Source organism: Deinococcus terrestris, assembly GCF_009377345.1.
In the GTDB taxonomy this organism is placed as follows: Bacteria; Deinococcota; Deinococci; order Deinococcales; family Deinococcaceae; genus Deinococcus; species Deinococcus terrestris.
Map to the genome: position 1 here is coordinate 19,952 of NZ_WBSL01000005.1, position 22,746 is coordinate 42,697.

Here is a 22,746-nt window from a genome sequence, read left to right on the forward strand (position 1 = left end):
CCGGATTACTGACGGGCCTTCCCCACACCCCGTAAGGTAGGCCCATGACCACCGAGTCCCTTCCTTCCACCGCCCGGTCGGAGGCGCTGTTTGCCCGCGCCCGCGCCGTGACGCCCGGCGGCGTGAACAGCCCGGTGCGGGCATTCAGAAGCGTGGGCGGCACCCCCCGCTTTATCCGGGAGGCCCACGGCGCCCATCTCACGGACGCGGACGGCACCCGCTACCTCGACTACATCGGCTCGTGGGGGCCAATGATCCTGGGGCACGACCACCCCGCCGTGCGGGAAGCCATCGCCTCGGCGCTCACGGGCGGCACGTCCTTCGGGGCACCGAATGAGCGCGAGGTGCAACTGGCGGAAACCGTCACCCGCATCACCGGGGTGGACCGCGTGCGCTTCGTGAACAGCGGCACCGAGGCCACCATGAGCGCCCTGCGACTGGCGCGGGGGTTCACGGGCCGGAAATACATCCTCAAGTTCCGAGGCAACTACCACGGCCATGCCGACGGCCTGCTGGTGGAGGCCGGAAGCGGCCTGATGACGAACGCGGCGGGCGCCCTGGGACAGGCGGCCCCCAGCAGTGCGGGCGTGCCCCAGGAGTACGCGGCCCTCACGCTGGTGAGCGAGTACAACGACCCGGCGGCGCTGGACACCCTGATGGCCGAGCGCGGCCACGAGGTCGCCGCCGTCATCTTCGAGCCGGTGGTGGGCAATGCCGGGGTGCTGATTCCCACGCCCGAGTTTCTGGCCGCGCTGCACCGGGTACGCGAGCACGGCGTTCTCCTGATCGCAGACGAGGTGATGACGGGCTTTCGCCTCAGCCTGAAAGGCGCGACCGGGCTGCTGGGCTTGACTCCCGACCTCACCTGCTGGGGCAAGATCATCGGCGGTGGGCTGCCGGTGGGGGCCTACGGCGGGCGGGCCGACGTGATGGACTTTGTATCGCCCCAGGGGCCGGTGTACCAGGCCGGAACGCTCAGCGGCAATCCGCTGGCGATGGCGGCGGGCCTCGCCACCTTGGAGATCTTGGAGGGCGACCCCGGCCTCTACGGGCGGCTGGAGGCGTACACGGGCACCCTAGCGGACGGCCTGCGCTCGGCGGCGCGGGAGGCGGGCGTGATCCTCAGCGTGAACCACATCGGCTCGATGCTCACCGCCTTTCATCAGGACGCGCCCGACGGGTCCATCCGCACCTATGCGGACGCGGCCCGCAGCGACACGGCGGCCTTTGCCGGGTGGTTCCAGCACATGCTGGGCCGGGGCATCTACTGGGCGCCCTCGCAGTTCGAGAGCATCTTCGTGAGTGGGGCGCACACCGACCACGACCTGAACGCCACGCTGGACGCCGCCCGCGCCGCCTACGCCGGGCTGGGAGGAGCCGCATGACCCTGCTGGAAAGCACCCCCGACGTGATTCGCGTCTTGCAGGAAAACAAGGTGGTCGCCGTGGTGGGCTTTCACCCCGATCCGATGAAACCCGCCCACTATGTCCCCGAGTACCTGCACCGCCAGGGCTACACGGTCATTCCGGTCAACCCGGCGCTCGCGGCGCGGGGCGAGAGCTACTTCGGGCAAAAGGCGGTCGCCACCCTCGCCCAGATCGGCACCCCGGTGGACGTGGTGGAGATTTTTCGCCGCAGCGACAAGGTGGGGCAGCATCTCGACGACATCCTCGCCATGCAGCCCCTCCCCCGCGTGGTGTGGCTGCAACTCGGCATCCGCGACGACCGCACGGCGCGGGCACTGACGGGGCGCGGCATAGACGTGATTCAGGACCGCTGCATGCTGGCGGATCACCGGGCGCTGCTTTGAGTCGCCAGTCGCCAGTCACCAGGAGAAACGCTGGAGCGGGAGCTTTGGCCGGACTGCCCTGGCGACTGGCGACCGGTCACTGGCGACTCAGACCCACACCACCTCCACCTCCTCCCCCACCCGGACACCCGGCCCCTCCGGGATGACCACCAGCACGTCCGCCTCGCCCAGCGAGCGCAGCACCCCGCTGCCCTGCTGCCCGTAATCGCGGACCTCGCCGCCCGACACGACGCCGCGCCAGAAGGCCGTCTTGTCGGGCAGCCCCCCAAAGGCGGTCCCCGCCCGCAGCCGCAGCGTCCGCAGAGGTTGTCCGGTCAGCACAGGCCGCACGATCACCCCAAACACGACGAGGCTGCTCACCGGATTGCCGGGCAGCCCGAAGACCGGCAGGCCCTCCCAGCGTCCCAGAAGGGCAGGACCACCCGGCCGCATCCGGATTTTCCAGAAGGCCACCTCGCCGCGCCCCAACAACAGATCGCGCATGAAGTCATACCGGCCCATGCTGACGCCCCCGCTGGTGAGCAGCAGGTCCGCGCCGCCCGCCGCCGCGAGGGACCCCGCCAGCGCGTCGGGGCTGTCGGGGGCGTGGCCGAGGTTCAGGACCTCGCAGCCGCACTCCTCCAGCAGGGCCGTGAGGCCGTAGCGGTTGCTGTCGTAGACCTGGCCGGGCAGGAGGGCCTCTCCCGGCTCGCGCACCTCGTCCCCGGTGGACAGCAGGGCCACGCGCAGGCGGCGGCGCACGGGCACCTCGGCGTGCCCCAGCGCTGCCGCAAGCGCGACGCGGGGGGGCGTCAGGAGGGTTCCGGCCCGCAGGACCACCTCGCCCGCCCGGAAGTCGCCCCCCTCGGGCCGCACGTCGGCGGAGAGGGCCGGGCGGCGCAGGAGGACGTGGTCGGGGCCATCCTCCGCCAGTTGCTCGACCGGACAGATCGCGTCCGCGCCGGGCGGTAGCGGCGCCCCGGTGTAGATGCGGACGCACTCGCCTGGCCCCACCGTGCCCGCGAAGGGCAGCCCCGCGCGGCTCTCGCCCATCACCCGCAGCCGTGTGGGTGTGTCCGAGCTGGCCCCTATCGTGTCGGCCTCCCGCGCGGCGATGCCGTCCAGCGCACTCTCGGTCGCGCTGGGGTGGCTGACGCGGGCGGCGAGGTCGGCCGCGAGGGTCCGACCCCGCGCCCCGGCCAGGGGAACTGGCTCGGTGCCGGGGTCGGGGAGCAGGGCCGCGAGGCTCTGCCGCGCCTCGGCCACACCGACGTGCATGGGAAAGGTCGGGCGGGTCATGGGGGCAGCATAGGGCGGCGGGCAAGCAAAGCCGGAGCGACAGGGTAGACTCCGGGGGTCAGTCCCTTTGTAGAGGCCACGCTCAAGGCCGCCGATTCGTGAAACGGAGACTCGCCGAATGCACATCACTCAGGACAAGGTTGTCGAGATTGACTACGTGCTCAGGGTCGATGGTGAGGTTGTCGACGCCAGCGAACCCAATGAGCCGCTCAACTACCTGCATGGGCATGGCAACGTCATTCCTGGCCTGGAACGCGCCCTAGAAGGCAAACGTCCGGGTGACAGCATGCGCGTCACGGTGCAGCCCGAGGACGGCTACGGCACCCGCGACGACGAAAACGTCGAGACCCTCTCTCGCGCAGATTTCGATGACAACATCGAAGTCGGCGCAACCTACTATGCTCAGGCGGAAGACGGCTCTGTACTGCCCTTCACCATCCTCGCTGTCGATGGGGACACTGTGCAGGTGGACTTCAACGCGCCCCTCGCGGGCAAGGTGCTGGACTTCGACGTGACGGTCAAGGCCGTGCGCGACGCCACCGCCGAGGAACTGGAGCACGGGCACGTCCACACGCCAGGGATGTACGGCAGCGCTGAACCGTCCCCCACCAACGAAACGGAGACTCCCATGAACATTACCCAGGATAAGGTCGTCGAGATTGATTACGTGCTCAAGGTGGACGGCGAGGTCGTCGACGCCAGCGAGGGCGGCGAGCCGCTGACCTACCTGCACGGCCACAACAACATCATTCCCGGCCTGGAGCGGGCGCTGGAAGGCAAGCGCTCCGGCGACAGCCTTCACGTGACCGTGCAGCCCGAAGACGGCTACGGCGCCCGCGACGAGGACAACGTCGAAACCCTCGACCGCGAGGACTTCGAGGATGACATCGAGGTCGGCGCGACCTACTACGCGCAGGCCGAAGACGGCTCCGTGCTGCCCTTCACCGTCCTCGCTGTCGATGGGGACACTGTGCAGGTGGACTTCAACGCGCCCCTCGCGGGCAAGGTGCTGGACTTCGACGTGACGGTCAAGGCCGTGCGCGACGCCACCTCCGAGGAACTGGAGCACGGACACGCGCATACGCCGGGCATGCACGACGAGGAGTAAGCTTTCAGCCGTCAAAGAACGCTCCGGCCTGAAGCTGGAGCGTTTCTTTTTGTGCTGGGAGCTGAAAGCTGTCCGCTCCTACACCCTCGCCGCCGCCCGCCCCGCCAGCACGTCCACCAGATGCGCCCGGTACTCGGGGCTGGCAAAGCGGTCGCCCAGCAGGTTCGCGGCGTCCACCAATCCCTCCCCGGCGGGCTGGCCCGCGTTCAGGCGTTCTTCGAGGAGGGTCAGGCGCTCGGCCTTCTCCCCCGCTCCGGTGTAGGCGGCGCGAATCTGTCCGTCCGCGTGCCTGACGACCGCCACCCCCGCAATCGCGTAGTGGCTCGCCGGGTGTTTGAACTTCTCGTAGGCACTGGCCCGCACAGTCGCCGGGATGCGGACGTGGGTCAGCAGTTCGCCGGGCTGCACGGCGCTCTCGAACATGCCCACAAACATCTCGTCGGCGGGGACCACGCGCTCGCCTCCCATACCCCGAATCACGAACTCCACGCCGAGGGCCAGGGCCGCCGCCGGGTAGTCCGCGCTGGGATCGGCGTGCGCGAGCGAGCCGCCGAGGGTGCCCCGGTTGCGGACCATCGGGTCCCCGACCTCGTGGGCGACCTCGGGAAAGAGGGGCAGCTCCGAGCGCAGCACCTGCGCGTGGGTGGTCATCGCGCCGACCACGAAGGTGCCGCCCTCGCGCCGGATGCCGCGCAGTTCCTCCAGCCCGAACACATCGAGCAGGGCGGGCGGTTGCGCCAGCCGCAGCCGCATGGCGGGCAGCAGCGAGTGCCCCCCCGCGATCACCTTGAGGTCGGGATTCTCGGCCATCATCGTCAGGGCTTCCTGCACGCTGCTGGCGCGGTGGTAGTCAAAGTTGACGGGGTACATAGGCCTCCTTGTGCTCGGCGTCGAGAGGTCGGGAACCGCTTACCTCCCCGACTTCCTGACCTCTCGACTCATCTCAGTCGTCCGCCGCCTGCCCCATCCCCGCTCCCTGCCGGGCCTCGCGGATCGCCCGCCAGACCTTCTCGGAGGTATAGGGCATGTCCAGATGCGCGATGCGGCACTCGTGCCACAGGGCGTCCATCACGGCGTTGGCGACGGCGGCGGTGCTGGCGATGGTGCCCGCCTCCCCGATGCCCTTGACCCCCAGGGGGTTGTGCGGGCTGGGGGTGACGGTGTGGTCGGTCTGGAAGTTCGGCAGGTCGTCGGCGCGGGGCACGGCGTATTCCATGAAGGTCCCGGCCAGGAAGTTGCCCTCCTCGTCGTAGGCGGCGTCCTCCCAGAGGGCCTGCCCCGCCCCCTGCGCGATGCCGCCGTGGACCTGCCCTTCGGCAATCAGCGGGTTGATGAGCGGGCCGCAGTCGTCCACGCAGCCGTAGTCGCGCAGCTTGACCACACCCGTATCGGTGTCGATCTCCACGACCGCCACGTGCGTCCCGAAGGGGTACACGAAGTTCTTGGGGTCGTAGAAGGCGGTCGCCTCCAGCCCCGGCTCCATGCCGTCGGGCAGGCTGTGGGCGAGGTGGGCCATCAGCGCCACGTCGAAGAAGGTCTTCTGCTGCCCCGGAGCGCCCCTCACCCGGAAGACGCCGCCCTCGTGCTCGATGTCCTCCTCCGAGGCTTCGAGAAGGTGCGCGGCGATCTTTTTCGCCTTGGCGGTGATCTTCTGGAGGGCCATCTTCAGCGCGCTGCCGCCCACCGCCGCGCTGCGTGAGCCGTAGGTGCCCCAGCCGTAGGGCATCCGGCCCGTGTCGCCGTGGATGAGGTCGATGTCCTCGATGGGAATCTGGAGTTCGTCGGCGGCGATCTGCGGGAAGGCCGTCTCGTGGCCCTGCCCGTGGCTGTGCGAGCCGGTGTAGAGCTCGACCTTGCCGGTGGGGTGGACGCGCACCAGCGAGCTTTCCCACTGCCCCGCCTGCGCCCCGAGTTGACCGACGAGCGCGGACGGCGCCAGCCCGCACGCTTCGAGGTACGAGATCACGCCGACGCCCAGAATCTTGTTCGTGCCCTTCATCCGCTCCTGCTCGGCGCGGAGCTCGCGGTACTTCATCATGTCCAGCGCCATGTCGAGCGCGGGTTCGTAGTTCCCGGAGTCGTAGACGAGCGCGACCGGCGTCTGGTACGGGAACTCGTCGGGCTGGATGAAATTGATGCGGCGGAACTCGGCCGGGTCCATGCCCAGCTCGTGCGCCATCACGTCCACCGTGCGCTCGATCAGGTAGGTGGCCTCCGGGCGGCCCGCGCCCCGGTAGGCGTCTACGGGCACGGTGTTGGTGACCACGCCCGTCACCTTGGCGTGAACGGCTGGGAACTTGTACACGCCGTTGAGCAGCGTGCCATACAGGTAGGTCGGCACGGCGGGAGCGAACAGGGTGAGGTACGCGCCGAGGTTGGCGACCGTGTTCACCCGCAATCCCAGCATCCGCCCGTCCGCGTCCACGGCGAGTTCGGCTTCCGATTCGTGGTCGCGGCCCTGCATGTCGGAGACGAAGCTCTCGGAGCGGCGGGCAGCCCACTTGATCGGCTTGCCCAGCAGCCGGGCGGCGAGCAGCACGACCACTTCCTCCTGATACTGGAAAATCTTGGAGCCGAAGCCCCCGCCCACGTCCGGGCTGATGACCCGCAGCTTATGCTCGGGGATGTTTAGCACGAAGGCGGCCAGGATCAGGCGGTGGATATGTGGATTCTGCGAGGTCGTGTACAGCAGGTATTCGCCGCTCGCGGGCGAGAACTGCGCCAGCGACGCTCGCGGCTCAATCGCGTTGGGCACCAGGCGGTGGTTCCGCAGCTTCACCTTCACCGTCTTGTGTGCCCGGTTGAAGGCCTCGTTCAGGGCCGCCTCGTCCCCGATTTCCCAGCGGAAGGCCACGTTGCCGGGCACGTCGTCGTGGACCTGCGGGGCACCCTCCTCCAGGGCCGCGCTCCCCAGCGCCACCGAGGGCAGGGCGTCATAGTCCACCGCGAGCAGGGCCGCCGCGTCCTCAGCCTGCGCCCGCGTCTCGGCCACCACGACGGCCACGATGTCCCCGACGTGGTTGACCTCGCCCTGCGCGACCGCGTGGTGCGGGGGCACCTTGAGGTCGGGCAGCAGCCAGCCCACCGGGATCGGCCCCGCGCCCGCCGCCGCCACGTCCTCGCCGGTCAGGACGGCGACCACGCCGGGCATCTCCTCCACGCTGCTCTTGTCAATCCCGGTGATCCGGGCGTGCGCGTAGGGACTGCGGACCATCGCCGCGTGCAGCATCCCCGGCAGCACGAAGTCGTCGGTGTACTGCCCCGCCCCGGTGATAAAGCGCGGGTCCTCCTTGCGCTTGAGGGCCTGGCCCATGTACTTCTCGGTTCGGTCGGTCATTGTGCCTCCCTTTGTTCGGCGTCGAGAGGTCGGGAGTCGAGGGGCCGAGGAAATAAGCGGTTCTCGACTGCTCGACCTCTAGACCCATCTCAGTCATCCGCCGCCTGCCCCGCCTCCCGCTCCCGCATCGCCGCCGCCGCGTGCTGCACGGCGAGGACGATGTTGTGATAGCCGGTGCAGCGGCAGTAGTTGCCTTCGAGGTGGTGGCGAATCGTGGCCTCGCTGGGGTCGGGGTCGTGGCGCAGGAGTTCGGCGGCGCTCATGATCATGCCGGGCGTGCAAAAGCCGCACTGGAGGCCGTGTTTCTCCCAAAAGCCTGCCTGGAGGGGGTGGAGGTCGGCGGCGGTGCCGATGCCCTCGATGGTCGTAACCTCCATGCCGCCCGCCTGCACCGCGAGGACCGTGCAGCTTTTGACCGCCTCGCCGTTCAGGTGGACCGTGCAGGCCCCGCACTGGCTGGTGTCGCAGCCAACGTGGGTGCCGGTCAGGCCCAGGTTCTCACGCAGGAAATGCACCAGCAGGGTGCGGGGTTCCACGTCGCGGGTGTGGGCCTTGCCGTTGACCGTCACGGTGACGTTCACGGCCGCCTCCCGGCGCGGGCGGGAAGAGGAAAGGACGGGGAGCGCTCCTGCATGGTCGACCTCCGGGTGGGGGGTGAGCGGGCGGGGCAAGCAGCAACCGGGTTGTGTGTACCTCCCCATTCAAGCATGAACGCTGGCCCCATACGCCGGGATGCCGCCTGGCGTCCCCCCGACCCGGCCCCGCCCTGGAGAAATCCCCTAGACCTGGTGTTCCCGGTGACAGACCGGGTTGGTGTAAGCTGTACGCTGTTGTCACGACCGGGGCAGACCCCCCGGCGGCTTTTTGTGGGACGCTCCACCGCCCCGGAGCCAACTCGTGAATTCCTTCACTGGAGAGTGTGCATGAAGACCCTGATCCTCGGTGCTGGCTACGCGGGCCTCGCGGTGGCCACCAAACTCAAGCCCATGCCGGGCCTCGAAGCCCTGCTGGTCGAACAAAACCCCTTTCATACCTTTGAGACCCGGCTGCATGAGGCCGCTGCCCACAACACCCGCGTGACCCTGCCCATCGAGCCGCTGCTGCGCGGCACGGGCGTGGGGTTCGAGCAGGCCTCGGTCGAGGGCGTGGACATTGACGCCCGCGAGGTCACCCTCAAGGACGGCCGCGTGCTGACCTACGACACGCTGGTCGTGGGCCTGGGGTCGGTCACCAACTTCTACCGGATTCCGGGGCTGGCCGAGCACGCCTCCGAACTCAAGCAGCTCAGCGACGCCGACGAGATCTACGGCTTCGTCAATCAGGTCTACTCGGGCGAGTACGAGGGCAACCGCGACATCGTGGTGGGCGGCGCGGGCCTGACCGGCGTCGAGCTGGTCACCGAGCTGGCGCAGCGGGCCGAGGTGCTCTCCAAGGCGCGGGGCCTGCCTCCCTTCCGCATCTACCTCGTGGAGGCCGGACCCAAGATCCTGCCTATCCTCGACGAGGCCCTGCGCCAGAAGGCCGAGCGCGTGCTGCGCGACTACGGCATCGAGATTCTGGTCGGCCACCGCATCACCCAGGCGACCGAGGGCAGCGTGACCGTGCAGACGGCAGACGGCGAGCAGAAGGTCATCGAGGCGGGCAAGATCATCTGGACCGGCGGCATCCAGGCCCGCGACATCGTCAAGGGTGAGCGGCTGGAGAAGGGTCCCGGCGGGCGCATCGCCGTGGACGAGTTCCTGCGGGCCAAGAACTACCCCGACGTGTTCGTGGTCGGGGACATGGGCCTCGCCCTGAACCAGGAAGGTAAGCCAGTGCCCACCACCGCGCAGCACGCCGGGCAGCAGGGTCGCCTGACGGGCAAGAACATCCTGCGCCTGGTGCGCGGCGAGGAGCTGGAGGCCTACGAACCCAGCACCCTGGGCGAGTTCGTGTCCCTCGGCGGCCTGATGGCGGTCGGCTGGATGAAGCTGCCCTGGAACCAGAAGCTCGCCATCACGGGCGGGATCGCCCACGTGATGAAAAAGGCCAGCGAGTGGCGCTGGCGGGCCAGCATCGACTGACCCCCAGGGGGTCGAGCGGTCAAAAACGTCAAGAAGTCGAGGGGGCTACCTACGGGGGGCCTCCTCTTGCGTTGCAAGAAAGATTCTCCAACCCGTCTAGCTCTGGGAGAGGGGCACTACGCGGCAGCGGGGTGAGGGCTTCCCCGCTGTCAGACCTCTGCATGAGTGCCTCCCCTACACTGCCCCTCATGGTGCGCGGTGATCTGGCGGTCTTTCCGTTCCTGCCCGTGATGCAGATGTTGCTGTCGAGCGGTCGCCGGGGGCGGCTGAGCGTGGCGCACGCACGGGGCGGCGAAGTGTGGGTCGAGCCGGGCGAGCTGGTTCACGCCCGCTCCGGGGGGCTGACCGGTGAGGGTGCCCTGCAGGTCCTGAGCACGCTGGACGGCGGGCAATTCACCTTCGCCCCCGACGTACCCGCCGCCGAGCGCACGCTCTCGCTGCGGCGCGAGGCGGCCCTGCGCCGACTCATTGAGGAGTCGGACGCCTGGGGGCCGCTGCTGCACGTCTTCCCTGACTGGAGCCGCCCGCTGCGCTTCACCGCCCGCTGGACCGAGGCCCAGCCCGTGACCCGTTCGCAGTACATGGCCCTCAGCCTCGTGCCCGAGGGGTTGCCGCTGCGAACCATGCTCGACCGCTGCGGACTTCCGCCCCGAAGCGCTCTGGAAACCATTCACCCCTTCGTGACGGCGGGGCTGGTGGAAGTCGCCTAACTAGGCCCGGACCTCTCCCAGCGCGGAGAGCGGCACCGTGCCCCGGTAGAGCACGTGGGGCACGTCCGACCACAGGATCAGCGGGGCTTGCGGCGGGAGGGACCGCAGCCGTTGCAGGGTCGTGGCAGACGGCTCGCTGACCCGCGCCAACGTGGGAGCGTCGTAGGGCGCGTAGTCCTCTAGGACGGGCGGTGTGTACCGTCCTCCTGGCCAGGGCCGAACCCGCTTCACGCACGCCCGCGCCGGATTGAGCGCGTCCGCCCGCAGGGTCCAGAAGCGGAGGGGAGGCACCTCGCGGCCCGCCTCCCGTGCTGCGTTCAGCAATGGGCCAGGATGAACCGGCGAGAAGAACAGCACGTCGCCCCAGCCGCAGTCCAGGGGGAGGACCCGTTCGGCGGCCAGTTGCTTACGACCCGCGTACTTGGCAGCCTCGCGGGCATAAATGTCGGGGTGGGCGTCCCGCAAGGCATTCAGCGGCAGCAACCTGTCGCCGCGCACGTCCCGCACGGCCCGGTGGTAGAGGGTGAACTCGCTTAGAGTCGGCATTGCCCCAGGGTGACGGCCCCACGTCGCACCCACCATTCGCCAGGAGGCGGATTGCAACCCGCCCGCCCGCGCCCTAGAACAGTTCTCCGAACTCCGCGTGCGTCGGGAGAGCACCGCCACCCGCTCCGTTCTCCGCCCTGTTCACTCACATTCACTCGCTTCGCTCGGCCAAACAGACTGCATCTGTTTGGCAAATGTTCTAGACTCCCGGAGCAGTGACCGGGAGGAGTACCCGGCAGGAGCGCACCCACAGAGAGCCGGGGCCGTGGCTGAAAGCCCCAGCGGGAAAGGCGCACCGGGGAAAGTCGCCCGCGAGCGTGGGGGAAGAAAGGCACCTGAACAGAGGCCGAGTAGAGCCCTCCGGGACGCGCCCGTGACAGCGCGGCACGAGTGCCCCACACGGGTGGGGAAACGCGGTGGTACCACGGGACCTTGACTGTTTCAGAGACAGCACGTCTCGTCCGCATCCGGCACACGCCGGTCGGACGGGGCGTTTTTCGTCGTGGAAGGAGGCGGGGTTATGACACCAGCGCAGATTCAGCAAACCGGATACGAACTTCCCCTAACCGAGGCGCGGACCCTGGCCGCCCGCCTGGGGTGCCGTGAGAAGGTTCTGGCGTACATCACCCGACGGCCGGACGAGCTGCTGGTTTTCGAGCACGAGTCTGGATTCGTGGACGCGGGCATTCAGGTGCCCGCCGGAGGACTGGAACCGGGCGAGACGCCGGAAGTAGCCGTCTTGCGCGAGACGTTGGAAGAAAGCGGCCTGGGCCTCAGCGCCCCCGCCCACCTCGCCTCGTTTCACTGGACGCGTGGGGAGCGGTCCCAGGTCTGGCATTACTACAGGCTGACCGCCCCGCCGGGGACGCCGGAGGCCTGGACCCACCGCGTCACCGACGGCGAACGCGACCGGGACATGCTCTTCCACCTGCGCTTCGCCCCGCTCAGCCACCCCGACCTGATCGCAGGCTACGGCTACGACGCCGCCCTCCCCCACCTGACCCGGCACCTCGCCGCCCTCCAAGGAGCCCCCGCATGACTGACCTCCCCACCGCTGACACGAACGATGCCGCCCTCACCAAAGCCTTCGACCCCGCCGCCATCGAACCCGGCTGGGCGCAGAGGTGGCGCAGCGAGCCCTTCCGTGCCGACGCGAGCAGCGCCCGCCCGCCCTTTACCATCGTGATTCCGCCGCCCAACGTGACCGGAAATCTGCACCTGGGGCACGCGCTGGACAACACGCTGATCGACACCCTGATCCGCTACAAGCGCATGGCGGGCTTCGAGGCGCTGTATCTGCCCGGCACCGACCACGCGGGCATCTCGACGCAGGTGGTGGTGGAGCGGCAACTCAAGGAGGAGGGAAAGACCCGCTTCGACCTAGGGCGCGAGGCCTTTCTGGAACGCGTCTGGGATTGGAAGGCGCAGTCGGGCGGCATGATTCTGGAGCAGCTCACCCGCCTGGGCGTCTCGGCGGACTGGACCCGCGAGCGCTTCACGATGGACGAGGGGCTCTCGAAGGCGGTGCGGGCGCAGTTCGTGCGGCTGTACCACCAGGGCCTCGCCTACCGGGGCGAGCGCATCGTGAACTGGGACCCGGCCTCGCAGACCACCCTGTCCGAGCTGGAAATCGACCGCGAGGTGAGGAAGGGCAAGATGTCCACCCTCTCCTACCGGCTGGAAGACCCCAGCGCCCCGGCCAGCAACGGCGACCCCGGCGAGATTCGTATCGCCACCGTGCGCCCGGAGACGATCTTCGCGGATCAGGCGATTGCCGTGCACCCGGAGGACGAGCGCTTCGCCCACCTGATCGGCCAGCGGGCGCGAATTCCGCTGACGGACCGCTTCATCCCCATCATCGCGGACGAGGCTGTGGAGCGCGAGTTCGGGGTGGGGGCGCTGAAGATCACGCCCGCGCACGACCCCACCGACTTCGAGATCGGGGAGCGGCATGGGCTGGCCCGTCCCAGCGTGATTGACCTACATGGCAACCTGACCTCGGACCTCGTGCCCGAGAGGTTCCGGGGGATGGAGCGTTTCGCCGCCCGCAAAGCGGTGGTGGCCGCGCTCACCGAATCCGGCGACCTGATCGAGGAGAAGGACCACGACACCGCCATCGGCCTGTCCGAGCGGACGAAAGTGCCCGTGGAACCCATCGTGAGCACCCAGTGGTTCGTGAACACGCGGCCGATGGCGGGGCGCGTGCTGGAGGGGCTGGACGCGGGTGAAATCCGGCTCACGCCCGAGCGCTACGGCAAGGTCAACCGCGACTGGCTGGAAAATATCCGCGACTGGAACATCTCCCGCCAGCTCTGGTGGGGCCACCAGATTCCCGCGTGGTACGACGAGGAGGGCAACGTCTATGTGCCCGACCCGGGGAACCCCGAACTGGACTGCGACCAGGACCCGCGCTACGCGCACCTGAATCTGCGCCGCGACCCCGACGTGTTCGACACGTGGTTCTCTTCCAACCTCTGGCCCTTTTCCACGATGGGCTGGCCCGACACCGATTGCGAGGACTACCGCAAGTTCTACCCGACACAGGTGCTGGTCACCGGCTACGACATCCTCTTTTTCTGGGTGGCGCGGATGGAAATGGCCGGGTACGCGATGACTGGGCAGGCCCCCTTCGAGACGGTGATGCTGCACGGCCTGTACCTCGACGCCAAGGGCCAGAAGATGTCCAAGAGCAAGGGCAACGGCATCGACCCGCTGGAGCTGTTCGGCGAGTACGGGGTGGACGCCTGCCGCTTCGCCTTTACCAGCCTCAGCACGGGCGGGCAGGACATCCGGCACGACCCCCGGCGCTTCGAGCAGGGCCGCAACTTCGCCAACAAGCTGTGGAACGCGGCCCGCTTCGCCCGGCTACGGCTCGCGGAGGCGGCCCCGGCGCTCACGGGCGACGACGAGCTGACCCGCTACGTGCGGAGCGCGGTGGAGCAGCCCGATGCCCACGGCAGCGACCCCATGCGGAGCCGGGACGTGCTGGCGGCGCTGAGAAACCGCCTCGACCTCACGCTGGCCGACCGCTGGATCATCAGCCGCCTGAACGCGGTGACGGCGGAGGCGACGGCCCAGCTCGACGAGTACGACATCGGAGCGGCCATCCGGACCCTCTACGCCTTCACCTGGGACGAGTTCTGCGACTGGTACATCGAGGCGGCCAAGCCTGCGCTCGCGGCGGGGCACCTGGGCACGCTGGCGACCCTCAAGGCCGTGCTGGAGCACATCCTGAAGCTGCTGCACCCCTTCATCCCCTTTATCACCTCCGAGCTGTACACCCACCTGGGGCACCGCCGCCAGATCGCGCTGCACTCGTGGCCGCAGCCCGACGCCGCGCTGCACGACGCGGAGGCCACCCGCGCCTTCGACGCGCTGCGGGCCGCCGTGAGCGCTGCCCGTTCCCTCAAGAACGAGCTGGGCCTCTCGCCGCAAGACCGCCTGGGCGTGGCGGTGGAGGGCGACCTCGCCGCGACCGTGCTGGAGAACGCCCGCATCGTGGAGGGGATCGCCCGCGTGACGCTGGTGCCGGAGCTGGAGGGCCGCACGCTCAGCGCCGTGGAGCAGGGCGTGACCGTCCGCGCCCCGCTGGAGGGCACGGTGGATATCGCCGACTGGCTGGGCAAACAGCAAAAGCGGCTTGCCGAGTTGGACAAGCAGATCAAGCAGGCCCAGGGCAAGCTGAACAACGCCGGATTCGTGGCCCGCGCCCCGCAGGAGGTCGTGGAGGAGGAGCGCCGCCGGGTGCAGGACTTTTCCGCGCAGAGGGAACGGCTGGAGGCGGTGCTGGCGCAGTTCGCGTAAGCAGAAGAATAAAACTGGAAGCCGACTTAGTATTTGTAATATTTAATTCTCAGCGTGAGGTTGATATGGATAAGAGGTATACTGTCTTTGTTAGCAGTACTTATGAGGATTTGAAAAGCCATCGCGACGCTGTTATTAGAGCAATCATGCGCGCCGGTCATATCCCACTAGGTATGGAGGCTTTTGGTGCGGCGAATGCTAGTCAATGGAAGGTTATAACTAAAACCATTGACAATGCAGACTACTACGTTCTAATTATTGCACATAGGTACGGCTCTGTGAGCAAGGAGACAGGGCTGAGTTTCACTGAAATGGAGTTCAATTATGCTCTTGAGATGGGCATACCCTGCCTTGTCTTCCCAATACACGAGGACGCTTACTGGGATCGAAAACTTACCGACGCCAACTCAGATAATGTAAGCGAATTTAAAAGGCGTGCGATGGAGGACCGACTGGTGGCCTTTTGGAGAGATGAAGCCGAACTTAAATCAGAGGTGACATCCGCCCTATTAAACGCCTTCAGCGATTCTCCTAGGCCAGGCTGGATGAGATCACCAAAAAACGATAGCTTTGAAACAGCATCGGAGATTGCCAGATTGAGCCAAGAGAACTCTGAGCTTCGTCAAAGAATATCCTCAGAGCATTCAGAGATAAACGATATAATAAATTTTTTGAAGAATAAGCATATTATTGTTAGATATAGGGAGAATATTTCGCATGATGAAGACTATGATGAAATAAGCGCCTCCGCCATAGATGTATTTAATAAGCTTTCATCCGCTCTTATTAGTGGTGTGGGAGAGGCTTATATAATTGATTACTTAGTGCAACGAGATGACGACGGTCCCTACTTTATTCAGTCATCATACGATGCGCAATCTACTATGAAGTCATTGGTAGACTCTGGTCTAGTAGATGTGGATTCAAGCGACAAGCCTGGTGTGAAGATATATAAAATGAGTCAGCTTGGGAGGAAGGTCCTCCAAAGCATTGTTATTAGGTCCGTGAAAACGCAAATAGGAGAGTGATGTTATGGTTACCTTCCACCTTCTCGTCGGTCTGCCCGGCTCCGGCAAGACCACGCTGGCGCGGCGGCTGGAAGAGGGGCACCGGGCGCTGCGGCTGACGCCCGACGAGTGGATGCTGCCCCTCTTCAGCGCGGGCGAGTCGGGAGACAGACGCTGGGTGCTTGAAAACGAGTTGCTGTGGGGTGTGGCAGCCCGCGCCCTCAGCCTGGGTGTCAGTGTGGTGCTGGACTACGGGCTGTGGTCGCGGGCCGAGCGCGACGAGTTTCGGAGCCGGGGCGAGGCGCTGGGGGTGAGGGTGGAACTGCTGTGGCTGGACGTGCCGCAGCCGGAGCTGTGGCGACGGTTGGAGGCCCGCAACCGTGACCTGCCTCCACACACCTTCTCCATCTCGCGGGCGGAGTTGGAAGAATGGTGGACCCTCTTCCAACGTCCTGGTCCCGACGAGCTGAGCCAGAGCGAATGGCGCATCCTGAATCCATGACTCTGCCCACCCTCACCGACCTCGCCCGCTGGCTTGGGGCCAAACTGGGCGAGTCTGAGCCGCTGCGCCGGGACGGTCCCACCGAGGTACGGCGGCTGGCCCTCGCGCTGGAGCCCGCCGACCTGCCGCCCACGCTGGAGGCCGACGCCCTCTTCCTGCACCGCTCGCGCCGGGTGGGGGACGGCTGGCCGGGGCTGGGCGTGCTGGCGGCGCACGACGGCTTCGATGACCAGCTCACGACCGGGCCGAATCACCGCCTGGCGCGGGCGCTGGGCTGGAGCGACGTGCGCGAAGTCATCCGCGAGGGAAAGCGGGTGGGTATCTCGGCCACCCCGCCCCAGGGGACGTGGCGGGAGGTGCGGGAGGCGTTGCTGGCCGAACTCGGGGGCGAGGACGACTCGTGGCCGCCCGCGCCGGACCCTTCCCTCCCGCTGCGGCTGGCGCTGATGAACGCGATGAATCCGGGATTGATCGCGCAGGTCGCGGAGGATGGTGTGCGGCTCTACCTCACCGGCCAGATGCGGCCCTCGGCGGTGGGGGCGGCGCGGGAGCGTGGGCTGGGCGTGATCGCGCTGGGGCACCGCCGCACCGAGCTGTGGGGGCTGCGACGGCTGGCGCGGGAGCTGGAGGAGGCGTTTCTAGGGCTGGAGACGCGGGTGTACGGGGGCGCCTGAGCCTCAGCGCTTCTCTTCGCGGGTGTCGATGCCGAAGGGCAGGTAGGCGGGGCAGGTGCCCACGGCAGAGGTGCCCAGCATCACGGCGGCCAGGGTGCCGCTCGCCAGAGCCAGCGGCCCACGGGTGGTGGCCGCCAGCCCGATCAGGCCCACGCCAGCCACAGTGCGAAGGGTGCGGTCAGCGGTGCCCATATTTTTCTGCATAGCTTCAGTGTAGGCCCGTCAGGGACGGCGCTTCTGAGTCTCGCCTCATATCCGGCTGAACTCCGCCGCCTGCACGAGCGCTGCCGCCGCCGCGTCCACCTCGGCCTCCGTGGTCGCCGCGCCGAAGCTGAAACGCAAGGTGGCGCGGGCGTCGGCCTCGCTGAGGCCCAGGGCGGTCAGGACGTGGCTGGGCTGCATCGTCCCCGCCGAGCACGCGCTACCCGCGCTCGCGCACACGCCCATCAGGTCGAGGTTCATCAGCAGGGCCTCGCCGTCCGCGCCGGGGACCGTCACCGAGGCGACCTTGGGGCTGCCGTCCGCCGGGTGGTTGAGGCGCAGACCGGGGATGGCCGAGACGCCTGCCAGGAAGCGGTCGCGCCTCCGGGTCAGGTGGGCGAACGTCGCCTCCCGTGCGGCCTCCGCCGAGGTCAGGGCCACGCCCGCCGCGTACACCCCCGCCGTGTTCCCGGTGCCAGGGCGCAGGCCGCCCTCCTGCCCGCCGCCCAGAGTGACGGGCGGCAGCTCGGTCCCGCGCCGCACGTACAGGAAGCCCACCCCACGCGGCCCGCCCCACTTGTGGGCGCTGAAGGTGGCGAAAGTGACCCCCCAGCCGGTCAGGTCCAGCGGGAGCACACCGGGGGCCTGCACTGCGTCGGTGTGGTAGGCCACGCCCCGTTCCTGCGCTGCGGCCGCGAGCGCTGCCGTGTCCTGTACAGTCCCGATCTCGTTGTTCGCGTGGTGGATGGAGACGAGGGCGGTGTCGTCCCGCAGCACTTCTGCCAGTTCCGCCGGGGCGTAGTGCCCTCCCGCGTCCGGCGTCAGGAAGGTGACCGCCCACCCTTGCGCCGCCAGAGCGCGGGCCGGGGCCAGCACCGCCGAGTGCTCGGTGGGCGTGGTGACGAGGTGGCCGGGGAGCCCGTGCCGCTCCCGCCACGCCTGGGCCACCCCCAGCAGCACGTGGTTGTCGCCCTCGGTGCCGCCGCCGTTGGCGATCACGGTGCGGGGGTCCACGCCCAGCGCGGCGGCGACGCGGGCGCGGCCTTCCTCCAGCCGCTCGCGGGCGGCCTGCCCCGCCGCGTGAACCGAGGACGGATTGCCGGGCAGCGCGGCAGCCTCGGCGTAGGCGGCGAGCGCCTGCGGGGTCATGGGATGGGTGGCGGCGTAGTCGAGGTAGATCATTCGGGCGGTCGGGACGGGGGAGCCTTAAGGGGTCACCGTCGCGTATTCCTCGCCGTCGCGCCGGATCACGATAACCGCGTCGCCGCGCACGGTGAGGGGGTCAGCGGGATCGCTCTCGGCCACCGCGCCCGCGAGGTCGGCGCCGCTGTAAGGGCCGTCCACCTGGCGCTCGCCGTCGGCGTCGCGGACGGAGATGGTATAGGTCCCGGCGGGCAGGTCGGCGGGGAACTCGTAGCGGAAGTTGACCGTGCGGGTGGCGTCGGGCACCGCCTCCGGCTCGGCGGCCTCGGGGTCGGTGGGGGCCGTCTCCTCGGGGACGCTCTCGGGAGGCGTCACAGGGGTGGGCGTCTCAGTGGGAGCTTCCGGGGCAGGAGCCGTCTCGCCGGGTGGCTCGGCAGGTGCCGCACCCTCGCCGGACGGGTCTTCCGTTTCCTCTGGCTCGGGAATGACCGGGGGCGGCGGCAGGGGCAGGCTGCCCGCAGGCTCGGCGGGGGGGCTGTAGCGGGCGGTGGCGACCGTCAGGGTAACCGGGCTGCCCACCGCCACCCGCACATAGGGGGCGGGCGTCTGGTCGAGGATGGTGTTCTCGGCGGCGTCGCTGGGCTGCTGCACCACCCGCGTGACCACCAGCCCGGCCAGCCGGATGGTCTCGCGGGCGTCCTCGTACTCCAGGCCGGTCAGGTTGGGGAGGTAGGTTTCCTTGCCGCGCACCCCGGTCGAGACGATCAGCGAGACCGGCTGCCCGCGCTCGATGGTCGCGCCCGCCTCCGGAACCTGCGCGATCACGCGGCCTTCCGGTGTCTTGGTAAGGGTCCCGTCCGCGCGGATGATCTTGCCGGGCACCAGCGCCCCGTCGCGCAGGGCGGCGCGGGCCTGGGTCAGACTGAGTTCCTCCAGGCGGGGCACCGGCACCGAGGGCGGGTTGTTCACCGTCAGGGTGACGAGGCGGCCCACCGGCAGGTTGGTCCCCGCCGCCGGGTCCTGCCGGATCACGGCGCCCACGTCCACCCCCGAAGCGTCTCCCAGGGTGTATTCCACCCGGAACCCCGCGTCGGTGAGGGTGCGGGCCGCCTGCTGCCCCGGCTGCCCGGTCACCGAGGCCACCTCACGCACAGGCGGGTTGAGGTAGACCTGCGCGGCCTGGGCGCCCAGGTACACGGCGCCCCCCAGGAACACCAGCCCCGGCACGAAGGTGAGCCACGCGCCCGGCTGCCGCTTGCGCTTGATCCGGCCGCCGCCCAGGGCCGCGAGCGCCGCCGCGTTCAGACGCTGCACTTCTTCCGGAGTGCGGCCCTCGGGAGCGGGGCGCAGGTAGGCCACCCGCACCTCCTTGCCGTCCACGGCCACGTCGGCATCGGGCAGGGCGTAGCCGTGGGTGGCGAGGGCGGCGGCGAGGGCCTGCACCCCCTGCACGACCTCCTCGTCCTTGCGGGGCTGCGCGGCGACCTCCTCCAGAGGGAGGCCGGAGACGGGCTGCCACACCGCGTAGTAGGCGCCGGGGCGGGCGACCACATCGGTCAGGCCGGCCGGGTTCACGGCCCGCAGGGCGGCGCGGTAGGCGTGAAAGCCCTGCCGGGCGGCGGGCGAGGTCACGTCGAACCACGCGAGGCGCCGGGTGACGCCCTCGCCCGCGCGAACCTCGCTGAGGGTAACGTGCCCCTCGCGCGAGAGTTCCCGCACGACCTCGTACTTTCCGTCTATGACCCCGCCCTGGACCGTCATGCGCCGCCAGCATAGCGCGGCGGGGGGACTCGGGCGTCCGGACGCCTCTACAGGCCCGCCCCCCGGAGCAGCCAGTACGCCGCGAAGCCCCCCAGGATGCCGAGCGCGAGGTTGCGCGTGCGCCACAGCAGCAGCGCCCCCACCAGCGCAGCGGGCAGGCGCCGGGGCCACTCCGGGCTGCCCAGCACGTCGGGGACGATCAGCGCGGCGAACACGCTGACGGGCACGAAGCGCAGGAAGGCCAGCCAGAAGGGCGGCAGCCGCAAGCCCCCCAGCGACAGGCCCAGCAACCGCGCCGGGTAGGTGACCAGCCACATCAGCAAGGTGACGACCAGAGCACTCATGCCTGCCCCCGGCGCGTGACCAGCCACGCCCCCAGCAGCGCCCCGCCCACCCCCGCGACCAGCACGACGAGGCCGCCCGGCAGCACCCGCGCCAGCCCCCACGCCCCCAGCCCCGAGGCGAGGGCGACCAGTACGGCCTTGCGGTCCCCCAGCAGCGGCACCAGCAGCCCCAGGAAGGCGAGCGGGAAGATCACGCCCACGCCGAGCGCTTCCGGGTCAGGCAGCACCTCACCCGCGAGCGCTCCCGCCAGCGTCGCGGCGTTCCACACGAGGTACAGGCTGAGTTCGGCCCCCAGCAGGAAGGCGAAGCTCAGGCCGCCGGGCTCGCGCGGGCCGTGGACGACCGCCACCCCATACGCCTCGTCGGTGAGGAACTGCGCGGCCACGAGGCGCTGCGCCCCCGAGAGCGGCACCTGCCGGGCGAGGCTCAGGCCGTACAGGACATGCCGCGCGTTGAGCAGAAAGGTCGTCGCCACGATGCCCAGCGCCGAGGCGCCGCCCGCGAACAGCCCCGCCGCCGCGAATTGCGAGGCCCCCGCGAAGACGGTCAGGCTCATGAGCTGGGTCTCGAACACGCTCAGCCCCGCCGCCCGCGCCGTGACCGCATACGCGACCGCGAAGGGAATCAGCCCCAGCCACAGCGGCGTCAGGGCACGGAACCCGCGCCAGAAGGGGGGCCAGAAGGCGGAGGGGGTGGGGGCGGTCACCATGCCCCGGAGGGTAGCGGGCTGGGCACTCCGCCGGGCGGGGCCTGTCTGCCGGGGGCGCGGGGGTACGCTGGCCCCATGCTCCCCTCCTCCCTGCCCTGGCCCGCGCCCGCAGACTTCGTGCACGGCGAGCCGCTGCCCCCGCCGACTGCGTGGGACCGCCCCGGCCTGGTGATGTTCTTTAACCTGGAGTGCGCCGGGTGCGTGTCGCGCGGGATTCCCTTTCTCAAGCGGCTGCACGCCGAGCATGGCGACCGCGCTCACCTGATGGCCCTGCACACCAGCCGGGGCCACCGCCCGCTGCCCCGGGAGGACGTGGAACCCACGCTGGTGAAGTTCGCCCGCGAGTTCGCCCGCCTGCCCTTTCCGGTCGCGCTCGACGTGTCCGGCGACCTCGCCCGCGCGTGGGAGACGGAGGGCACTCCGCACTGGCTGGCCTTCGCGCCCGGCGGCGAGCTGCTGCGGAGCGTGTACGGCAGCCAGGAGAACGCGCAGACCCGCCTTCAGTACCTGCTGGAGGAGCAGGCGGGGGGCGGCTGATCCATGCGCCCCTGGATGCTTGAAGCCCCGCCTGCGGAGCCTTCCGACGCCGACCTCATCGCCTTCGGACGGGCACTGGAGGCCCGCGACCCCGGCCTGCTGCCGCCGGGCACAACCCGCTGGCTCTTTCTGGACTGGCTGACCGCGCAGGGCTTCCTGCTGCACGGCTCGCCCCAAGCGGGCATCCAGGAATTCGAGGTGCGGCAGGCGGTGGACCTCAGCTCCGACGGGTTCAGCAACCGGGCAGGCGTGTACGCCACCCCGGACGGCCTGTGGGCGCTGATGTATGCCCTGCGGAACCGCTCGCGGGTGGCACGGATGGTGAACATGGCCCTTCAAATTCGGAAGGAAGGCGGCTGGAGCACCATGCGCTATTTCCTCTCGCTCGCCCCACGCGGCCCCGCCGTGCCCGACGGGCGCTCGCTCCTCTCCCCCGGCTGGGTGTATGTGTTGCCCCTGCAAGGCTTCGATCCCATGCCGCCCTACGAGTGGCCGGGGATGGGCACCGTGCGCGAGCCGCAGTGGGTGAGCCCCGACCCCGTGCGGCCCCTCTTCCGGGTGCCCGTCGCGCCGGACGACTTTCCGCTCCCGGTCCGCACGCACGAGGCGGCGCGGGTGGACGCCCGGTGCGCGGCCGACCCCTGGGGCTTTCCGTGGCTGGAGGAGGAGGCGGTCACTCCGCCCCATCGCCCTTGCTGATCTCGGGGCTGCCCTCTTCCTCGGGGAGGTCGGGAGCGGGGACGGTGCCTCCCGCCGAGGAGTCCTCGAAGGTTCCGGCCTGCTCGGCGGCGGCCTCGGCGGTGCCCCGGTCGCGGTAGTCGTAGGTCTTGCCGTCCTTGCCCTGGATCACGATGGTGTAGGCACTCAGGCGGGTGGGGTCAAGGCGGATCACACTGCTCTGGACCAGTTCAGCCTGCTCGGCCGAGAGGGCGTACTCGTTCAGAACCGGGCTTTCGCAGCTTTGGCCGTCCAGGGTGCGCGGCAGGGTGCCCTCGTTCGGGCCGGGTTTGACCCGGAACCGCTCGATGGCCTCCACGCAGCGCGCGCGGTAGTACAGCGCATTGTCACCGGCCAGCCGGGTCGCCCGGTCCTCGTCGTACTTGCGCGTCGCTTCCTCGCACCCGGTCAGGACCAGAGCCCCGGCCAGCGCCCACCCGTACCTTGTCCGCATGGGACCACTGTACGGTGAACCGCCCCCAGCGGAGGGCCGA

The 22,746-nt window shown here is 69.1% G+C and carries 23 protein-coding genes and 1 pseudogene; 13 read left to right on the forward strand and 11 right to left on the reverse strand.

From position 1 onward, the window contains the following. Positions 1–44 precede the first annotated feature (44 nt). A complete protein-coding gene (gene hemL / locus F8S09_RS11370) occupies positions 45–1,385 on the forward strand; it encodes a glutamate-1-semialdehyde 2,1-aminomutase (RefSeq protein ID WP_152871624.1) in 1,341 nt (446 codons plus the stop codon). Beyond that, positions 1,382–1,810, forward strand: coding sequence for a CoA-binding protein (locus F8S09_RS11375; protein WP_152871625.1), 429 nt, complete (start codon positions 1,382–1,384; stop codon positions 1,808–1,810). The genes hemL and F8S09_RS11375 overlap by 4 nt, the downstream gene beginning before the upstream one ends. An 87-nt stretch (positions 1,811–1,897) precedes the next feature. Here F8S09_RS11375 and F8S09_RS11380 read toward each other — a convergent pair whose 3' ends face one another. Further along, on the reverse strand, positions 1,898–3,088 hold the full coding sequence (locus F8S09_RS11380; RefSeq protein ID WP_152871626.1) for a molybdopterin molybdotransferase MoeA: 1,191 nt from the start codon (positions 3,086–3,088) through the stop codon (positions 1,898–1,900). Between the two features lie 118 nt (positions 3,089–3,206). Between F8S09_RS11380 and F8S09_RS11385 the strand changes: the two are divergent. Then, positions 3,207–3,674, forward strand: a pseudogene (locus tag F8S09_RS11385) (FKBP-type peptidyl-prolyl cis-trans isomerase); the annotation flags it as partial. 42 nt (positions 3,675–3,716) lie between these two features. Further along, positions 3,717–4,196, forward strand: a complete 480-nt coding sequence (locus F8S09_RS11390) for an FKBP-type peptidyl-prolyl cis-trans isomerase (protein ID WP_152871770.1) — start codon at positions 3,717–3,719, stop codon at positions 4,194–4,196. Between the two features lie 78 nt (positions 4,197–4,274). On the opposite strand, the gene F8S09_RS11395 is transcribed toward F8S09_RS11390, so the two are convergent. The 3 genes from F8S09_RS11395 to F8S09_RS11405 form a co-directional block, all read right to left on the reverse strand. Continuing rightward, the gene (locus F8S09_RS11395) at positions 4,275–5,066 is read right to left on the reverse strand and encodes an FAD binding domain-containing protein (RefSeq protein ID WP_152871627.1); all 792 of its coding nucleotides are present in this window, start codon (positions 5,064–5,066) and stop codon (positions 4,275–4,277) included. Positions 5,067–5,139: 73 nt separating this feature from the next. Further along, positions 5,140–7,533, reverse strand: coding sequence for a xanthine dehydrogenase family protein molybdopterin-binding subunit (locus tag F8S09_RS11400; protein ID WP_152871628.1), 2,394 nt, complete (start codon positions 7,531–7,533; stop codon positions 5,140–5,142). 89 nt (positions 7,534–7,622) lie between these two features. Beyond that, positions 7,623–8,114, reverse strand: a complete 492-nt coding sequence (locus tag F8S09_RS11405) for a (2Fe-2S)-binding protein (protein WP_322618764.1) — start codon at positions 8,112–8,114, stop codon at positions 7,623–7,625. 342 nt (positions 8,115–8,456) lie between these two features. On the opposite strand from F8S09_RS11405, the gene F8S09_RS11410 reads away from it, so the two are divergent. Together F8S09_RS11410 and F8S09_RS11415 are read left to right on the forward strand one after the other, a co-directional pair. Then, entirely contained in the window at positions 8,457–9,596 is a 1,140-nt protein-coding gene (locus F8S09_RS11410; RefSeq protein ID WP_152871629.1) for an NAD(P)/FAD-dependent oxidoreductase, read from the forward strand. A 188-nt stretch (positions 9,597–9,784) separates the two neighbouring features. After that, positions 9,785–10,306: a DUF4388 domain-containing protein gene (locus F8S09_RS11415; RefSeq protein ID WP_152871630.1), complete on the forward strand. Its 522-nt coding sequence runs from the start codon at positions 9,785–9,787 to the stop codon at positions 10,304–10,306. Here the strand turns inward: F8S09_RS11415 and F8S09_RS11420 are convergent, their stop codons facing one another. Next, positions 10,307–10,852, reverse strand: a complete 546-nt coding sequence (locus tag F8S09_RS11420) for a hypothetical protein (RefSeq protein WP_152871631.1) — start codon at positions 10,850–10,852, stop codon at positions 10,307–10,309. A 520-nt stretch (positions 10,853–11,372) separates the two neighbouring features. Here F8S09_RS11420 and F8S09_RS11430 point away from each other — a divergent pair. From F8S09_RS11430 to F8S09_RS11450, 5 genes are all read left to right on the forward strand, one after another. Continuing rightward, on the forward strand, positions 11,373–11,891 hold the full coding sequence (locus F8S09_RS11430; RefSeq protein ID WP_152871632.1) for an NUDIX hydrolase: 519 nt from the start codon (positions 11,373–11,375) through the stop codon (positions 11,889–11,891). Beyond that, entirely contained in the window at positions 11,888–14,656 is a 2,769-nt protein-coding gene (locus tag F8S09_RS11435; RefSeq protein ID WP_152871633.1) for a valine--tRNA ligase, read from the forward strand. Before F8S09_RS11430 ends, F8S09_RS11435 begins: the two co-directional genes overlap by 4 nt. A 65-nt stretch (positions 14,657–14,721) precedes the next feature. Beyond that, on the forward strand, positions 14,722–15,684 hold the full coding sequence (locus F8S09_RS11440; RefSeq protein WP_152871634.1) for a DUF4062 domain-containing protein: 963 nt from the start codon (positions 14,722–14,724) through the stop codon (positions 15,682–15,684). Between the two features lie 4 nt (positions 15,685–15,688). Continuing rightward, positions 15,689–16,165 carry an AAA family ATPase gene (locus F8S09_RS11445; RefSeq protein WP_152871635.1) on the forward strand — a complete coding sequence of 159 codons (477 nt, stop codon included), beginning with the start codon at positions 15,689–15,691 and terminating at the stop codon, positions 16,163–16,165. After that, positions 16,162–16,839, forward strand: coding sequence for a Nif3-like dinuclear metal center hexameric protein (locus tag F8S09_RS11450; protein WP_152871636.1), 678 nt, complete (start codon positions 16,162–16,164; stop codon positions 16,837–16,839). The genes F8S09_RS11445 and F8S09_RS11450 overlap by 4 nt, the downstream gene beginning before the upstream one ends. A gap of 3 nt (positions 16,840–16,842) precedes the next feature. On the opposite strand, the gene F8S09_RS11455 is transcribed toward F8S09_RS11450, so the two are convergent. The 5 genes from F8S09_RS11455 to F8S09_RS11475 are packed head-to-tail and all read right to left on the reverse strand — an operon-like array spanning position 16,843 to position 20,998. Continuing rightward, a complete protein-coding gene (locus F8S09_RS11455; RefSeq protein ID WP_152871637.1) occupies positions 16,843–17,043 on the reverse strand; it encodes a YgaP family membrane protein in 201 nt (66 codons plus the stop codon). 45 nt (positions 17,044–17,088) lie between these two features. Then, positions 17,089–18,222, reverse strand: a complete 1,134-nt coding sequence (locus F8S09_RS11460; RefSeq protein WP_152871638.1) for a cysteine desulfurase family protein — start codon at positions 18,220–18,222, stop codon at positions 17,089–17,091. Between the two features lie 24 nt (positions 18,223–18,246). Beyond that, positions 18,247–19,944, reverse strand: coding sequence for a PASTA domain-containing protein (locus F8S09_RS11465; protein WP_152871639.1), 1,698 nt, complete (start codon positions 19,942–19,944; stop codon positions 18,247–18,249). Between the two features lie 47 nt (positions 19,945–19,991). Continuing rightward, complete coding sequence (locus F8S09_RS11470) at positions 19,992–20,288, reverse strand: AzlD domain-containing protein (RefSeq protein ID WP_152871640.1); 297 nt, start codon at positions 20,286–20,288, stop codon at positions 19,992–19,994. Beyond that, the gene (locus F8S09_RS11475; protein WP_152871641.1) at positions 20,285–20,998 is read right to left on the reverse strand and encodes an AzlC family ABC transporter permease; all 714 of its coding nucleotides are present in this window, start codon (positions 20,996–20,998) and stop codon (positions 20,285–20,287) included. The genes F8S09_RS11470 and F8S09_RS11475 overlap by 4 nt, the downstream gene beginning before the upstream one ends. A 75-nt stretch (positions 20,999–21,073) precedes the next feature. Between F8S09_RS11475 and F8S09_RS11480 the strand changes: the two genes are divergently transcribed. Continuing rightward, a complete protein-coding gene (locus F8S09_RS11480) occupies positions 21,074–21,535 on the forward strand; it encodes a TlpA family protein disulfide reductase (protein ID WP_194165320.1) in 462 nt (153 codons plus the stop codon). 3 nt (positions 21,536–21,538) lie between these two features. Continuing rightward, the gene (locus F8S09_RS11485; protein WP_152871642.1) at positions 21,539–22,234 is read left to right on the forward strand and encodes a hypothetical protein; all 696 of its coding nucleotides are present in this window, start codon (positions 21,539–21,541) and stop codon (positions 22,232–22,234) included. Here F8S09_RS11485 and F8S09_RS11490 read toward each other — a convergent pair. Next, positions 22,209–22,706, reverse strand: a complete 498-nt coding sequence (locus tag F8S09_RS11490) for a hypothetical protein (RefSeq protein ID WP_152871643.1) — start codon at positions 22,704–22,706, stop codon at positions 22,209–22,211. The genes F8S09_RS11485 and F8S09_RS11490 overlap by 26 nt on opposite strands. Positions 22,707–22,746: the final 40 nt, after the last annotated feature.